This window comes from Roseinatronobacter domitianus (genome assembly GCF_023336755.1).
GTDB lineage: Bacteria > Pseudomonadota > Alphaproteobacteria > Rhodobacterales > Rhodobacteraceae > Roseinatronobacter > Roseinatronobacter domitianus.
On the sequence record NZ_JALZWP010000014.1, the window covers coordinates 55,216 to 71,577 of the forward strand.

The following is a 16,362-nucleotide window of genomic DNA, read 5'->3' on the forward strand; positions in this document are numbered from 1 at the left end:
GACATGACCGCGACAGCCAGCACCATCCGGCTGACAGCAGCACAGGCGATCACACGCTACCTGTTGAACCAATATATCGAGATTGATGGCATCGAAACACGCATTTGCGGCGGTGGTTTCGGCATTTTCGGGCATGGCAACGTGCCTTGTCTGGGCGAGGCGCTTTATCCGCATATCGACACGATGCCGCTTTACCGGGGCCAGAATGAGCAAAGCATGGGCTTTGCTGCGGCAGCCTATGCAAAATACCATCTGCGCCGCCGATTCATGTTCTGCACCGCCAGCGCAGGGCCGGGCACAGCCAATCTGTTGACGGCAGCCGCACTGGCGCATGCCAACCGTCTGCCCATGCTGATGCTGTGTGGCGACACCTTCCTGACCCGGCTGCCCGATCCGGTGCTGCAACAGTTGGAACACTTCGGCAATCCGACATTGGGCGTGAATGACGCCTTCAAGGCTGTGACGCGGTTTTGGGACCGGATTACGCACCCGGCACAAGTGATCCAGTCTTTGCCCGCGGCATTGGCGACGATGCTTGACCCTGCAGATTGTGGGCCCGCTTTCCTTGGCTTGCCGCAGGATGTGCAGGGCTGGGTTTATGATTACCCCGAAAGTTTCTTTGCGCGTCGCGTTCACCGGATCCGCAGGCAGACCCCGGACATGCGTGAGATCACGGATGCCGCCGCCTCTTTGGCGGGGGCAAAACGTCCGGTGATAATTGCGGGCGGAGGTGTGCAGTATTCGGGCGCTGTGTCCGAGCTGACGGCCTTTGCCGAAGCGCATGGTATTCCGGTGCTAGAGACGATCGCGGGTCGCGCGAATATGCTGGCCACGCATCCTCTGAATATTGGCCCGATAGGTGTGACCGGCTCTGACAGTGCCAATGCGATCGCTGAACAGGCCGATGTTGTGCTGGCCGTGGGCACGCGCTTGCAGGATTTCACCACCGGATCATGGACGGCCTTTGCCGGGGACGCGCGTCTGATCGGGCTGAATGTCGGTCGGCATGATGCGATGAAGCACCTGTCATTGCCGGTTGTGGGGGATGCAAAATTGGCTTTGACGGCGCTTGGAGAGGCCTTGGGCGACTATCTCGCGCCCGATAGCTGGACGCGCAGCGCGCAGGACGAACGCCACAAATGGGATGACTATGTCGCCGATAACGTGGCACCCGGAAATCGTCCCAATAGCTACGCGCAGGCGATTGGTGTTGTGAACGCGCTGTGCGATCCGCGTGACCGCGTGGTGACGGCAGCCGGTGGGCTTCCCGCCGAAGTGACCGCGAACTGGCGCACGCTGGATGTGGGCACGGTCGATGTGGAATTCGGGTTTTCCTGCATGGGTTACGAGATAGCGGGCGGCTGGGGCGCGCGTATCGCGCAGGCCGAAGCCGAGGCAGATCAGGACACCATCGTCTTTGTAGGTGATGGCAGCTATTTGTTGATGAATTCGGACATCTACTCTTCTGTTCTGACCGGTAAAAAGCTGATTATTCTGGTGCTGGATAACGGCGGTTTCGCGGTCATCAACAAGCTGCAAAACAATACGGGGCAAGACAGTTTCAACAATCTGATCGCGGATTGCCCGACGGTGCCAGAACCGTTTACCGTGGATTTTGAAGCACATGCGCGGTCGATGGGCGCGGATGCTGTCACTGTGGCCAACCCAGCCGAGTTGGGCGCGGCGTTTACCCGCGCCAAGGCATCTGACAAGACGACCGTGATCGTCATGCAGGTGGACCCCTATGAGGGGTGGACGACCGGGGGCCATGCATGGTGGGAGGTCGGCACGCCGCAGGTGTCTGACAATGCCAATGTGCGCGCCAAACATGCCGAGATCGAGGCCACGCGCGCCAAACAGCGGCAAGGGGTGTAGCATGCAGCTTCATGGTAATCGCTTTATCGTCATCGGGCGGGCAGGGATGGATATTTACCCCGACCCGCCGGGCACCCGAACCGAAGACGCCACGCGTTTTGTCGCCTGCCTTGGCGGCTCATCCGCCAATATCGCGGTTGCGATCACCAAGCTGGGGGGCAGCGCGGAGATTGTCACATGCGTGTCGGATGATGCCATCGGGCGCTTTGCCTTGAACGAGCTGGATAGATACGGCATTGGCCGCGCGCATGTGCGGTCTGTCGGCGGCGAGGCGCGCAATTCCTTGGCCGTGGTCGAAACCCGGATCGAGGACCACCAGTCGGTCATCTATCGCAATGGCGCAGCTGACTTCGAAATGACCATGGCCGATGTAGAGGCGGTGGATTATGGCCGCTACGATGCGCTGATTACCACCGGCACGGTTTTTGCAGCGGAGCCCTCACGCTCTGCCGCGTTCCGAGGGTTCGAACTGGCCAAAGTGGCGGGCCTTCCGCTGATTTTCGACATCGACTACCGCCCGTATTCCTGGCCTTCGGCGGATGTGGCCGCAGAGGTCTATTCCCGCGCTGGTGCCATATGTGACGCGATCGTTGGCAATGATGTGGAATTTGGGTTCATGGCGGGCGATTATGCGCGCGGGCTGGACAAGGCGCGCGAACTTGTCGCCCAAGGCGCGCGCCTTGTTGTGTACAAGATGGGCGAAAAGGGCGCGATTACGATCACGCCAGAGGGTGAAATCACCACCGGCATCTACCGCACCGAAGCCCTGAAGCCCACGGGGGCGGGCGATAGTTTCATGGGCGGTCTGGTCGCTGGGCTGGCACATGCAAAACCGGTCCGCGACGCTGTGCTGCAAGGCTCTGCCGCAGCAGCGATGGTGGTCGCGCGGGTCGGCTGCGCGCCCGCCATGCCCACAACCCAAGAGCTTGAGGATTTCCTCAAGCATCATGCCGACCCAAGCGCGGCCTGAAAGGATACACCCATGCATATTGCACCCCATGACAACAAGAACCAACCGATTGTCGATGTGAATGACGCTCATGTGCCGCTGGTTTATTTCAACATCGTCAGCTTGAAAGCGGGCGCGCAATTTGACTACCGCGTGCCGGGGTATGAAACCTGCATCGTGCCAGCAACCGGCACGGTCACGGTCGAAACGGCGGGGGAAACCTTCGCCGGGATCGGCAATCGCGGCGCGGATGTCTGGGATGGCGAGCCTGAGGGCGTCTATATTCCCACGGATACAGGTGTGCGCATTACCGCGCAGACGGACACAGAGTGCTTCATTGCGGGCGCGCAATTCGGTGAAACGCTAAAACCTTTTGCCGTGCGCACCGCTGATCTGGACGTGGTGCAATATGGTAGCGACGACACCAAGACGCATCGCAAGATAAAACACATTCTTGGCGCGGCCCATCATGACCGCGTTGGGCGGCTTCTGGTGTCGGAACTGTTTACAGTGGGGGCCGGTGGCTGGTCAGGGTTTCCCAGCCACAAGCACGATACCGACCGCTTGCCAGACGAAACCCGTCATGATGAATGTTACAATTTCCGCTTCAAGCCCGACTATGGGTCAGGCGTGCAAATGCTTCAGCGGGTCGATAACGAACCGGGCGACGCGTATCATATCATGAACCGCTCGACCGTGCTGATCGACAAGGGCTATCATCCCTGCTGCGTTCTGCCGGGCTATGAAATGTATTACTTCACCATCCTTGGTGGGCAATCGCAGCGTAGTCTGAAGCAATATTTTCAGCCAACCCATGCGGCACAAGTTCGGACAATTCCCGGCATCATGGATATGGTGGCAAAGTTCAAATGACCCTCGCAACTCTGTCAGATGTGCTGCAACCTGCCCTCAAGGGCGGCTATGCTGTTCCCGGCCTTGTCTGTCTTGGCTGGGAGGATATGCGCGCCTATGTCATGGCCGCACAGGCCGAGCGGGCGCCCGTTATCTTGCAAGCCGGGCCATCGTGCCGCGCGCATACACCGTTGCCGGTGCTGGGCGCGATGTTTCGACATCTGGCCGCCAGCGTGGATGTGCCGGTGGTGGCGCATCTGGACCATGGCTATACGTTGCAAGAGTGCCGCGAGGCGCTCGACTCTGGCTTTACCTCGTTGATGTATGACGGGTCGCGCAAGCCGTTACCCCAGAATATCGATGAGACGGCGCAAGTGGCCGCTATGGCGCATGCGGCGGGAATTTCCTGTGAGGGTGAAATCGGCTTTGTGGGGTATTCGGGTGGCGAAGGCTCGGCCGGAACCGACCCGCAGGAAGCGGCGATTTTTGCGCGCGATAGTGGCGTCGATGCCGTGGCGATTTCTGTCGGCAACGTGCATCTGCAAACCGATCATGAAGGCGGGCTGGATGAAGCGCGCATCCGTGCGATAGAGGCGCTGACGCAAGTGCCACTGGTCATTCACGGCGGCTCTGGTGTGCCATATGCGCAGCGCGCAGCGCTTGCGGCATGCTCCAAGATAACGAAATTCAACATCGGCACCGAATTGCGCATGGCATTTGGTGCCGCGCTGCGTCGCGCTGTCAATGCCGATCCTGCGTGTTTTGACAGGGTGACGATCTTGAGTGAAACACATGATCCGGTGATGGAGGCGGCGCGCGCGGTTATCCAGGGTCTGGGCGCATCGGGGAGAGTTTGAGATGCTGAGAATTGGTCTACTGGGCTGTGGGCGTATCGGGCAGGTGCATGCGCGCAGCGTAAAGGCGTTGGATGGCGCGCAGGTGGTGGCGGTGGCGGATGCTGTGCCCGCTGCGGCACAGGCGCTGGCCGACACGAGTGGCGCAGAAGCGCGCGATGTTGCGGCAATCCTGTCGGCCCCGGATATCGATGCGGTCATCATTGGCACACCGACGGACAGCCATTTTGACCAGATCATCGGCGCGGCCAAGCACGGCAAGGCGATCTTTTGCGAGAAGCCCGTCGATATGTCGGTGGACAATATTCGCGCCTGCATGACGGCGGTCAATGCCGCGGGCGTGCCCTTCATGACTGGTTTCAACCGTCGGTTTGACCCGAATTTTGAAAGCTTGCGGGCGCGGATCAGGGCCGGGGATATCGGCGCGGTGGAACTTGTGACCATCACGTCGCGCGACCCTTCGCCGCCGCCGGTGTCTTATATCGAACGCTCGGGCGGGCTGTTCCGGGACATGATGATACATGATTTCGACATGGCCCGGTTTCTGATGGGTGAAGAATTTATCCGGCTGCACGCGGTGGGCAGCGCGTTGGTCGATCCTGCGATTGGGGCTGCGGGTGATGTGGACACGGCGGCCGTTATCCTGACCACGGCAAGCGGGCGCATCTGCCAGATATCGAATTCCCGCAGGGCTTCTTATGGCTATGACCAAAGGATAGAGGTGCATGGCCAAGACGGCATGCTGCGTGCTGAAAACCAGCTTGAAAGCACTGTCGAAATTGCCACCAAGTCCGGGTTTCGGCGCGACCCTGCGCAGCATTTCTTTCTGGAACGCTACGAGGCCGCCTATCTGTCGGAAATGAGGGCTTTTGTGGCCGCAGTAATGGGCGGGGCAGATACTTACCCCGGTATCCTTGACGGGCTACGGGCGCAGACCATGGCCGACGCTGCCACCTTATCTCGCGAAAGCGGTCAGCCTGTTGATTTGGTTGATTAATCTGTGCTGTCTGGGCGCCAGTTGAGCACCAGATGCCAAGCCAGAAAACCGCCAATCGCAGCCGATAGGTAAGCCCAGATCGGGTTTCCGAAACTCCACTCGACACTTGCCCAGACAAACGGCACCGCTACCAGAAGGTAGCGGCGCCATTTCGGGCGATAGAATGGATGGGCCGTGTCGATAAGGCGCATTGCGACTGTTCTTTTTTCAGACTGATGCCAAGCTTCGCAAATTGTCACGATCCGAACAAGAGCATGTCGCCGCATTGCGGCTTTATGCCATTTGCCGTGCGGCCAATGCGTCCAGCGCCTCGGAAAGCGCCTGTTCTGACCAGCCGTCCATCACAGCCTTGCGCAGGATCGCTTTTTGGGTTTGTGGGGCCAGCCCACCCACGGGTGGATCGCGGTCAAGGTTGGTCGGGAATGAATACCCTTCTGCGGTAGAGCCCAGCACCGCTTCCAGACGATCCCCCGACATTTGGCCAGACGCGACCTGCTCGCGCAGGGCGGGAAAGACCATTTTGCAGATGGCAGCGCGGTCAACAGTTTCCATGGCGCGCCCAAAGGCGGAGGATACTTGCAGCAGGTTCACCATGCGGTGAATGTCAGCACTTTTGTTGGCTCCCGCAGCATGAAACAGGGCGGGATTGAAGAAAATCGCGTCTCCCTTTTCAAGCGGTAGCTGGACGTGATGCGCTTCAAAATGTGCTCTGAAATCATCGCGGCGCCATGCTGCATAGCCGGGCTTATAGAGCTGAGAAAACGGCAAAAGCTTGGTCGGCCCAGAGGCGACGGGTATGTCACAATGCGCGATCCCGCCTTGCAGGGTCATCAGGGGCGAAAGATGGTGCACATTGGCCGGATAGCTTGCACTGATGTCGGCAGATTGAAAGCCCAGATGATAATCCCGATGCGCCTGTTGGGCCTGCCCGCCGGGATGCACCAGATTGACTTGTGCGGTCATTTGATAGTTCGGCCCCAGCCATGCTTCGCAGGCAGCATCAATTGCCGGGCTGGCAAAATAGCGAATGAAGGTCGCCGGGGATTTCAGCGCCAGTTTCTGCAAGGAATTCCAGATACGGTCATTGCTGCCCGCAGCCGCGAAGTGATCGGCGGCCGCGCCCCCTGCTGCACGTTCCTGCGCGATCACCTGCTCATAGGATTGCGTGGCGGCATCAATCGCATCATGGTCAGGGCAGGCCTGTTTCAACACGAACACCCCGGCCCCTTTGTGCAAGACGCGCGCCCATTCCGCCATCAGGATGCGCCGACTGGTCTGTTCCCCCAGCATGGTCGACAACTGTGCCATGTCATAGACAGGGACGTTTCGCAGAACCTGCTTGGCATGGGGAACCGTATCAAGATCAACATTCTGGCTGGTGAGGGACGCAAACTCCGCCAGATCGCAGCTATCTTCGTCGTAAAAGCCGGTATGGGGCAAGGGCATGTCAAGTGTCACAGTGGTATCCTCCAAGACTTCAATATCACGAAGCCTAGTGGCGAAATTCCTTTCTTTTTCGTCTTTTTCACATCAGAAATACATCAATGACACATCGCTTCCCGATCAAGGAAATCGCGCGGCAGGCGGGGCTTGGAACCGCCACAGTCGATCGTGTGCTGAACAATCGGCCCAATGTCAGCCCGCAAACCCGCAAGCGGGTTGAAATGGCCGTGCAAGAGTTGACAGCGCAAGAAGCGCAACTGGCTGCGCGCGGCAGGCGGGTTTTTATAGACGTGCTGGCCGAAGCGCCCACGCGCTTTTCGCGTGAAATCCGGCTTGCGGCGGAAACGGCGCTAAGATCCTTTCCGACAGCCGCAATCCGGGTGCGCTTTCAGTTTCATGAGGTCATGTCCGAAGCTGAAACTCTAAGCGCGTTGTCCCGACTGAAAAAGCGGGGCAGTGATGGGATATGTTTGAAACTGCGCGACACTCCCGCAATTCGCGACATGATCGAGACGTTGGCAAATGCCAATATTCCGGTTTTCACGCTTGTCACCGATCTGCCGGGGAGTGTGCGCAAAGGCTATTTTGGCTTGGATAATGCCAAAGCGGGGCGCATCGCGGCCTATTTGATAACCCAAAGCTTACACAAGCAGCCGGCGACCATTTTAACTTCGCGCAGCCAAGACAGTTTCAGAGGTGAATCGGAACGGTTTGTGGCATTTCGTGACCAGATCACCGCGCTACGCCCGCAAACGCGGTTCATCAACGCAAGCGGGGGCGCAGGTATGACCGCTGCAACCGGCAAAGCACTTGATGCGTTATTATCTGATTGCAGGGAGGTGACGGCAGTTTACTCAATGGGAGGTGGGAATTCGACCATCTTGAGAAAACTGGCTGAACACAGGCTTCAGCCTACCGTTTATGTTGCGCATGATCTTGACCGTGAAAACCGTTACTTACTTGCGCAAGGGACGATCAATTATGTCCTGACGCATGATCTGTCACAAGACTTGTTACATTTGTTTTCAATGGCTTGCGACCCTATGTATGCCGAAATATCTGGTGAGGCCAAAGGGTCAAGCGCTATCAATATCATCACGCCCTACAATTTATAATTGTAAAGGGCGCAGGGCAACCTTGTTAGCGCTGGTCGGAGATGTGATGTCCTTTTGCCGTAGATGTTAGGCTAGACGATCCCCAATAGCGGGCCAAAGCATCGGTGGCATCGGCGTTGCAGGGAACGCGTGCAACAGGGTCGAGGAGGCCGTTTGCGCAGAGACTGGTGACGCAGCCGCCTGTTGCAGTGTTTTACCTGATGCGCCGCTCTGTTTTGGCGTCGAACAGGAAGACTGCCTGCGCCGACGGCTTGAGGCCCACTCGAGCACCGGGGCGTTCAATATGCGTCCCGCGCGCTTCAATGACCAGTTTCGGTTGGCCTGGTGCGGCACAATGAATGAAGGAGACACCACCCAGCGCTTCGGTAATCTCGACCGTGTGCGTGTCGCCTTCGACAATCTCAATATCTTGCGGTCGCAGCCCGGCAACCAGCTTTTCAGGTAGGTGGGAGGGAACTGGCATTTTCAAAGTGTCAGAGCCAAGTGCTGGAACAGACAGCCCGCCTTCGCTTCGGGTAGCGGGTAACAGGTTCATCGCGGGCGAGCCGATGAACCCCGCAACGAAGAGGTTGTCGGGGTCGCGATACAGGTCGAGCGGCGCGCCGACCTGTTCCACGCGACCGCCGCGCAACACGACGATCTTGTCAGCAAGCGTCATCGCCTCGACCTGATCGTGGGTGACATAGATCATCGTCGCGCCGATCTCGCGGTGCAGCCGCGCGATTTCGACCCTCATTTCCACGCGCAATTCTGCATCCAGATTCGACAAGGGTTCGTCGAACAAGAACACATCCGGCCCGCGCACGATAGCACGCCCGATGGCAACGCGCTGACGCTGGCCGCCCGACAACGCCTTGGGTTTGCGTTTCAGATATTCGTCCAGCCGCAGGATTGCGCTGGCGCGGGCAACCTTTTCGGTAATCTCTGCCTTGGGGTGGCCGTTCATTTTCAGGCCAAACCCCATGTTTTCGGCTACAGTCATATGCGGGTAAAGGGCGTAGGTCTGGAACACCATCGCCACACCGCGTTGCGACGGGTCCAACCGTGTCACGTCTCGTGGGCCGATCTGGATCTGACCGCCGGTGGTTTCTTCCAGTCCCGCGATCATGCGCAACAATGTGGATTTGCCGCAGCCTGAAGGTCCGACGAAGACGCAGAACTCGCCGGGTTCGATGGACAGGTTCACCCCATGGATGACCTGCGTTTCGCCGTATTTCTTGATGACATTCGACAATTCGACACCGGACATGGATCAGGCCCTCTCGCGGTTGGGATGGGCGGTTTCCTCTGGGAAGCGCCAATTTGTGGTTTCTTGCCCGATGGTGCGGGCAATCTGGGTAATGCGCGGGGCAAGCTCTGCCAGCTTGCCCAGATTGGTCCGCGCGGTGGTCGAGGTGACTGAAAGCGCGCCCAGAACCGCGCCACCCGTGGACAGGATCGGAACCGCCACGCAGATGATACCGGGTTCGTGTTCTTCATCGTCAAAGGCAAAGCCGCGCGCGCGGATCAAGGTCAGTTCCTGCATCATGGCGGTAGCGCTGGTGATGGTCTTGGCGGTGAAAGCGTGCCAGCTTTGCTGCGACAGGATGCCGGGCAGGTTGGCCTCGGGGAGATAGGCCAGCATCGCCTTGCCGACGCCGGTGCAATAGGCCGGGCCAACCTTGCCGGCCTGACTATACATAGGGATCGGGTCGCGGGCATTGCGTTTGTCGACATAGAGAACTTGCGCATGGTCCATCTGCGCCAGATGCACGGTTTCGCCCACTTCGGCTGACAGCACATCGAGATGCGGGCGCGCGATTGGGGCAAGCGCGCTTTGGTCCCATGCGGCATGGGCCAACCGCACCAGTCTAAGGCCAAGCGTATAGGTGCTGCGGTCCGGGTTGAAAGCCAGCATCCGTTGCGTGACCAAGGTTTGCAGCAGCCGGTAAAGCGTCGCCTTTGGGTAGGGGCTGTGCGCCAGAAGGTCCGAAAAGCGCGCGGGGTGGCCAAACCCCGCGACAAGGTCGAGCACATCCAGCGCCTTGCCCACGGTTCCGTCGCCGCTCATCTCCGTCCCTCTCTGCAACTACTGCTTGACAAAAGCTATCGACCGCTGCCATCTTTTTCAATATATAAAAATAAGTTTCACATATTGGAACCTGCAAGGGAGGAAAACATGCAGTCCATCTTCAAAGGCGTGGTCGCTTCGCTGGCCATGACGACCATGCTGGCGGGCACCGCCAGTGCCGAGTTGACCGGCGATCTGCGCATCTTCTTCAACGACCAGAACCCCGCGCCCAAAGCCGCGATGGAAGGTATGGTCGAACGCTTCCAGCAGATGAATCCCGATCTGAATATTGAGCTGACGCTGATCGACCGCGAAGCCAATAAAACCCAGATCCGCAACTACTTGACCGCCAATGCGCCCGACGTGAACGGCTGGTATGCCGGCAACCGGATGCGCCCCTATGTCGAAGCGGGCCTGTTTGAGGACGTATCCGACCTGTGGGCCGGTCCAATGGGCGAAGAGCTTGCTTCAACCCGTCCGGCGCTGACCTTGGATGGCAAGCAATGGGGCGTGCCTTATAGCTACTACCAGTGGGGTATCTATTTCCGTCAGGATATCTACAACGAGCTGGGCCTGACGCCTGCGACCACATGGGACGAAGAGAAGGCCAACTGTCAGGCGATCCTCGATTCTGGGCGCAAGTGCTACACCATCGGCACGCGCTTTTTGTGGACGGCGGGCGGCTGGTTCGACTACCTGAACCTGCGCACGCATGGCTATGATTTCCACATGGCGCTGACCGCGGGCGAGGTGGAATGGACGGATGACCGCGTGCGCGAGACCTTCGCGAACTGGCGCGAATTGCTGGATATGGGCGCCTTCATCGACGACCACACCGCTTATAGCTGGCAGGAAGCGCAGCCCTTCATGGTCAATGGCGAAGCCGCGGCCTACCTGATGGGCAATTTCGTGGTGGCCCCCATGCGTGAGGCCGGGCTGACCGACGATCAGCTTGGATTCTACCAGTTCCCAGAAATCACCCCCGGCATCCCGAAAGCTGAAGACGCGCCGACCGATATTCTGACCATCCCGGCACAGGCGCAGAATAAGGACAATGCCCGCGCGTTTCTGCTATATGTGGCAAGTGCGGAAAATCAGACCATCGTAAACGACACGCTGGGACAGTTGCCGATCAACAGCAACGCAACGGTGGCCGATGACAAGTTCATTCAGGCCGGGTTCGAGATGCTGTCGAACGCGACCGGCGGCATTGCGCAATTCTTCGACCGTGATGCAGAGGCCGAGATGGCTTCTGCGGCCATGCAGGGCTTTCAGGAATTCATGGTCCTGCCCGACAATCTGGATGCGATCCTTGGCCGTCTGGAACAGGTGCGCCAGCGCCTGAACGCAGAGTAACCCAGAAGTAACTTTGGCAAGGGCGGCCCTGTGCCGCCCTTGCCCCCGGCACGATTGAAGGCAGCCCCACCATGACGGCACAGACTGACCCTCAAGGCAAAAGCTGGTGGCACCGCAATCAGATGCGGGCGGCGCCATGGCTGTTTCTGGCCCCCGGCATCGCGTTCTTCGCGCTTTATGTTATTGCCCCGATCTTCCAAAGCTTCAACATCAGCCTGTATCGCTGGGATGGGCTGGGCGAGGCCCGCTATATCGGCATGGCCAATTACGAGCAGTTGCTGGACGATCCGGCCTTTTACACCTCGCTTAGAAACAACGTAAAATGGCTTGTCCTATATCTTTTGGCCATTCCTGGCGGGCTGTTCATCGCGTTGTTCCTGAACCAGCGGGTTCGGGGCATGCGTTTGTATAAATCGCTCTTCTTCTTTCCCTTTGTGATTTCTCAGGTCGTGGTCGGCCTGGTGTTTGCGTGGTTCTACAACCCGTCTATCGGGTTGCTGAACCCTATTCTGGACCTGTTCGGCCTTGGCCCGATGAATGTGCTGGGTAACCCCAACACAGTGACCTATGGCATTATCGCCGCTGGTCTATGGCCGCAGATCGCCTATTGCATGATCCTGTATCTGACCGGGCTGAACGCGGTGGACCCAGAGCAGGTCGAAGCAGCTAGGCTGGATGGCGCGAAAGGGTGGAAAATGCTGTGGTATGTCATCCTGCCACAACTGCGGCCAGCCACGTTTATCGCCTTGGTGGTCACGGTCATCGGCGCCTTGCGCAGCTTCGATATGATTTCGGTCATGACCAATGGCGGGCCGTTCGGGTCGTCGCGGGTGCTGGCCTATTACATGTTCGAAGTCAGTCTGTCTGAATACGGTTTCCGCATGGGCTATGGTGCAGCGATAGCTGTTGTTCTGTTCCTTATCATGCTTATCTACATCGCCTTTTTCTTATGGCGCATGTGGCGCGAAGAGCGGGAGGGTTAAGCAATGTTCCCGACTCCGGTTCAACAGCGTTCGCGCGCGTGGCAAAACACCTACACCGCAGTTTTGCCGCTCGCGCTCATCCTGTGGCTGCTGCCGCTTCTTATGGTGGCGCTGTTTTCCATCAAGCCCGATGCGGATTTTACCCAAGGCAATCTTTGGGGGTTGCCCTCCAGCTTTGCCGGGTTCGAAAATTACACCCGCGTGTTCACCGATAGCGCGATGCCGCGCTATCTTCTGAACTCGGTTTTCATCACCGTGCCAACGGTGATTGGCGCGGTGGCGCTGTCCTGCATGACGGGTTTCGCTTTGGGCGTGTATCGCTTCAAGGGTAATATCTGGCTGTTCTTCATGTTCGTCGCGGGCAATTTCGTGCCCTTCCAAATTCTGATGGTGCCGGTCCGCGAACTGACTTTGGACATGGGCCTCTATGACACCCGCTTGGGGCTGGTCCTGTTCCATATCGCGTTCCAGACCGGATTCTGCACATTGTTCATGCGCAATTTCATCCGAGCCCTACCGCGTGAGCTGATAGAGGCCGCGCGGGTCGAAGGCGTGTCGGAAATCCGCATCTTCTGGTATGTCGTGTTGCCGCTGATGCGTCCGGCCATCGCCGCGCTGTCGGTGCTGATTTTCACCTTCATCTGGAATGATTATTTCTGGGCAGTCGTTTTGACCCAAGGGGTCGACACGCAGCCCGTGACTGCCGGTATTACCGCGTTCAACAGCCAATTCCGCGCCGCCTATCACATGATGAGCGCGGGTAGCATCATCGCCGCCCTTCCGCCGGTGATGATGTTCTTCCTCATGCAGAAACATTTCATCGCGGGCCTGACCCTCGGCGCCGTAAAATAACGGGACCGTCAAATGACCAAGATTGCGTTTATCGGGGCGGGATCGACCGTCTTCATGAAAAACCTGATCGGCGATGCGTTGCTGCGCCCTGCGCTGGCCGATGCCCATATTGCGCTGATGGATATCGACCGCGCGCGGCTGGACGAAAGCGCGCTTGTGGCGCGCAAGCTTGTGGCCTCGCTTGGCACGGGCGCAACCGTCAGCGCCACGACCGACCGCCGCGCGGCGCTGGAGGGCGCGGATTTCGTGATCCTTGCCTTCCAGATCGGTGGTTACAAACCCTGCACCGTCACGGATTTCGACATTCCCAAAGCGTATGGCCTGCGCCAGACCATTGCCGATACGCTGGGCATTGGCGGTATCATGCGCGGCTTGCGCACCGTCCCGCATATCTGGGCCGTGGCCGAAGATATGCGCCAGCTTTGCCCCAACGCGCTGCTGATGAATTACGTCAACCCCATGGCCATCAACACATGGGCGCTGACCGCGCGCTACCCCGACATTGCCCAAGTGGGTCTGTGTCACTCGGTGCAGGGCACGGCCTATGAGCTGGCGCGCGATTTGGGGTTGGACGTGGGCGATCTGCGCTATCGGGCGGCAGGCATCAACCATATGGCGTTCTACCTGTCGCTAGAGGCGCGTGATGGGAACGGCTGGCGCGACCTCTATCCGGCGCTCCGCGAGGGCTACCAAGCAGGCCGCATCCCGCTTGAAAGCCATTGGAACCCGCGCTGCCCCAACCTTGTGCGCTACGAGGTAATGCAGCATTTCGGGCATTTCGTGACGGAATCGTCCGAGCATTTCGCCGAATATGTCCCGTGGTTCATCAAGTCGCACCGCCCCGACCTTGTTGAGCAGTTCCGCATCCCGCTGGATGAATACCCCAAGCGCTGCGAAGAACAGATCGCCGCATGGGGCGCGCAGGCCGAGGCGCTGAAAATCGCGCCCCGCATCGAACACCAAGCCTCGAATGAATACGCCGCCACCATCATGGACAGCATCGTCACCGGCACCCCATCTGTCATCTACGGCAACGTGGCCAATGACGGTTTCATCCCGCAACTGCCCCATGGGGCCGCGGTCGAGGTGCCGACGCTGGTCGATGCCAACGGGTTGCAACCCACTGTCGTCAGTGATCTGCCGCCGCATCTGGTGGCGCTGATGCGCACCAACCTTAATGTGCAGGAATTGACCGTGCAGGCGCTGCTGCACCAGAACCGCGAGCACATCTACCACGCCGCCTATCTGGACCCGCACACGAGCGCAGAGCTGGACCTGCGCCTGATCCGCGCGCTGGTCGATGACCTGCTCGCCGCCCATGGCGACTGGATGCCCGACTGGTGCCGCGTGCAGCGCGCGGCCTGACCTTCATCTTGCCTGAAATACTCAAATTCAACATCGGCCCTGAAGGACCACTGCCTGATATGAAGACACCGCGCCGCTCTGCCGCTTGGTATGGCAAATTGGACAAGGACGGCTTCATCCACCGTTCATGGATGAAGAACCAGGGCTTTCCCGATCACGCGTTCGATGGCCGCCCGATTATTGGCATCTGCAACACATGGTCGGAACTGACGCCGTGTAATAGCGGGTTGCGGGTGCTGGCCGAAGCGGTCAAGCGCGGGGTTTGGGAAGCCGGTGGTTTTCCGGTGGAATTTCCCGTCACATCCTTGGGCGAAACCCAGATGAAGCCCACCGCGATGCTGTTTCGCAACCTGCTGGCGATGGATGTGGAAGAATGCATCCGCGCTTATGGCATTGACGGTGTCGTGCTGCTGGGCGGCTGCGACAAGACCACGCCGGGGCAGGTGATGGGGGCGGCCTCGGTCGATATTCCATTCATCGTGGTCAGCTCTGGCCCGATGCTGAACGGCAAATGGCGCGGGCGCGATATTGGCTCTGGCACCGATGTGTGGAAATTCTCGGAAGCCGTGCGCGCGGGCGACATGACCTTGCAAGATTTCATGGCGGCGGAATCGGGCATGTCCCGCTCTGCGGGCGTGTGCATGACCATGGGCACGGCCAGCACCATGGCGTCACTGGTCGAGGCGATGGGGCTTGCGCTGCCCACCAATGCGGCCTTGCCTGCGGTCGATGCGCGGCGCACGGCGCTGGCGCATCACACGGGGCGGCGCATTGTCGAGATGGTCGACGAGGATCTGAAGCCATCAGACATCCTGACCCGCGCGGCTTTCGAGAATGCGATCCTGACCAATGCCGCCGTGGGCGGGTCCACCAATGCGGTGGTGCATCTGCTGGCGATTGCGGGGCGTGTGGGCGTGGAGCTGTCGCTGGCCGATATAGAGTTGGGTCGCGACATTCCGCTGCTCGTCAACTGCATGCCATCGGGCACATATCTGATGGAAGATTTCGCCTATGCGGGCGGCGTGCCTGCCGTGCTGGCGCAGTTGCGCGACCATCTGCGGCCTGCAAAAACCGTGCTGGGTGGCGATATTTCCGCCTATTCGGACGGGGCAGAGATCTTCAACGAGGACGTGATCCGCCCGCTGTCGAACCCCGTGAAAGCGGCGGCGGGCTTGCGCGTGTTGCGCGGCAATCTTGCGCCTGATGGGGCCATCGTGAAACCCTCTGCCGCGACCGATGCTTTGCTGGAACATGAAGGCCCGGCCTATGTGTTCGAGAGCATCGAGCAGTTGAAAGCCGAGATCGACCGCGACGACCTGCCCGTGACGCCTGACACCGTTCTGGTGCTGAAAGGCTGCGGGCCGAAGGGCTATCCGGGCATGCCAGAGGTCGGCAACATGCCGATCCCCGCGAAGCTGGTCAAACAGGGCGTGCGCGACATGGTGCGCGTGTCTGATGCGCGCATGTCGGGCACGGCGTTTGGCACGGTGGTGCTGCATGTCGCGCCAGAGGCGCAGGCAGGCGGCCCCTTGGCCTTGGTCAAAACCGGCGACCGCATTCGCGTGTCGGCCAGCCGGGGCGAGTTGACCCTGCTGGTGGAGGATGCCGAACTGGCCGCGCGCCGCGCCAATTGGGCACCAGAGCCGCCGCATTACACGCGTGGCTATGCGA

Annotated in this window: 15 protein-coding genes; 11 read left to right on the forward strand and 4 right to left on the reverse strand. The window is 59.4% G+C overall.

Going from position 1 to position 16,362, the window contains the following annotated elements; translation table 11 throughout:
* Positions 1-3: 3 nt before the first annotated feature.
* From iolD to iolG, 5 genes are read left to right on the forward strand one after another with little or no spacing between them, the layout of a single operon-like run.
* Positions 4-1,875, forward strand: a complete 1,872-nt coding sequence (gene iolD / locus M3N55_RS13170; protein ID WP_249059833.1) for a 3D-(3,5/4)-trihydroxycyclohexane-1,2-dione acylhydrolase (decyclizing) — start codon at positions 4-6, stop codon at positions 1,873-1,875.
* A 1-nt stretch (position 1,876) separates the two neighbouring features.
* Entirely contained in the window at positions 1,877-2,845 is a 969-nt protein-coding gene (gene iolC / locus M3N55_RS13175) for a 5-dehydro-2-deoxygluconokinase (RefSeq protein ID WP_249059834.1), read from the forward strand.
* Positions 2,846-2,857: 12 nt separating this feature from the next.
* Entirely contained in the window at positions 2,858-3,697 is an 840-nt protein-coding gene (locus M3N55_RS13180; RefSeq protein WP_249059835.1) for a 5-deoxy-glucuronate isomerase, read from the forward strand.
* Positions 3,694-4,533, forward strand: a complete 840-nt coding sequence (locus tag M3N55_RS13185; protein WP_249059836.1) for a class II fructose-bisphosphate aldolase — start codon at positions 3,694-3,696, stop codon at positions 4,531-4,533. Before M3N55_RS13180 ends, M3N55_RS13185 begins: the two co-directional genes overlap by 4 nt.
* 1 nt (position 4,534) lies before the next feature.
* Positions 4,535-5,527, forward strand: coding sequence for an inositol 2-dehydrogenase (gene iolG / locus M3N55_RS13190; protein WP_249059837.1), 993 nt, complete (start codon positions 4,535-4,537; stop codon positions 5,525-5,527).
* Here iolG and M3N55_RS13195 read toward each other — a convergent pair.
* Positions 5,524-5,718 (reverse strand): hypothetical protein, encoded by a 195-nt coding sequence (locus M3N55_RS13195; RefSeq protein WP_249059838.1) that lies wholly within the window; start codon positions 5,716-5,718, stop codon positions 5,524-5,526. The genes iolG and M3N55_RS13195 overlap by 4 nt on opposite strands.
* 82 nt (positions 5,719-5,800) lie before the next feature.
* The gene (locus tag M3N55_RS13200) at positions 5,801-6,985 is read right to left on the reverse strand and encodes a phytanoyl-CoA dioxygenase family protein (protein ID WP_428982659.1); all 1,185 of its coding nucleotides are present in this window, start codon (positions 6,983-6,985) and stop codon (positions 5,801-5,803) included.
* Between the two features lie 86 nt (positions 6,986-7,071).
* Between M3N55_RS13200 and M3N55_RS13205 the strand changes: the two genes are divergently transcribed.
* The gene (locus M3N55_RS13205) at positions 7,072-8,085 is read left to right on the forward strand and encodes a LacI family DNA-binding transcriptional regulator (RefSeq protein ID WP_249059839.1); all 1,014 of its coding nucleotides are present in this window, start codon (positions 7,072-7,074) and stop codon (positions 8,083-8,085) included.
* 193 nt (positions 8,086-8,278) lie between these two features.
* Here M3N55_RS13205 and M3N55_RS13210 read toward each other — a convergent pair whose 3' ends face one another.
* The gene (locus tag M3N55_RS13210) at positions 8,279-9,334 is read right to left on the reverse strand and encodes an ABC transporter ATP-binding protein (RefSeq protein WP_249059841.1); all 1,056 of its coding nucleotides are present in this window, start codon (positions 9,332-9,334) and stop codon (positions 8,279-8,281) included.
* Positions 9,335-9,337: 3 nt separating this feature from the next.
* A complete protein-coding gene (locus M3N55_RS13215; RefSeq protein WP_249059843.1) occupies positions 9,338-10,135 on the reverse strand; it encodes an IclR family transcriptional regulator in 798 nt (265 codons plus the stop codon).
* A 108-nt stretch (positions 10,136-10,243) separates the two neighbouring features.
* Between M3N55_RS13215 and M3N55_RS13220 the strand changes: the two genes are divergently transcribed.
* From M3N55_RS13220 to M3N55_RS13240, 5 genes are all read left to right on the forward strand, one after another.
* On the forward strand, positions 10,244-11,491 hold the full coding sequence (locus M3N55_RS13220) for an ABC transporter substrate-binding protein (protein WP_249059846.1): 1,248 nt from the start codon (positions 10,244-10,246) through the stop codon (positions 11,489-11,491).
* Positions 11,492-11,562: 71 nt separating this feature from the next.
* A complete protein-coding gene (locus tag M3N55_RS13225) occupies positions 11,563-12,474 on the forward strand; it encodes a carbohydrate ABC transporter permease (protein WP_249059847.1) in 912 nt (303 codons plus the stop codon).
* 3 nt (positions 12,475-12,477) lie between these two features.
* Positions 12,478-13,326, forward strand: a complete 849-nt coding sequence (locus M3N55_RS13230) for a carbohydrate ABC transporter permease (RefSeq protein WP_249059849.1) — start codon at positions 12,478-12,480, stop codon at positions 13,324-13,326.
* Positions 13,327-13,338: 12 nt separating this feature from the next.
* Positions 13,339-14,691, forward strand: a complete 1,353-nt coding sequence (melA, locus tag M3N55_RS13235; RefSeq protein ID WP_249059850.1) for an alpha-glucosidase/alpha-galactosidase — start codon at positions 13,339-13,341, stop codon at positions 14,689-14,691.
* 59 nt (positions 14,692-14,750) lie between these two features.
* A partial coding sequence (locus tag M3N55_RS13240; RefSeq protein WP_249059852.1) for an IlvD/Edd family dehydratase occupies positions 14,751-16,362 on the forward strand: 1,612 nt, incomplete at its 3' end.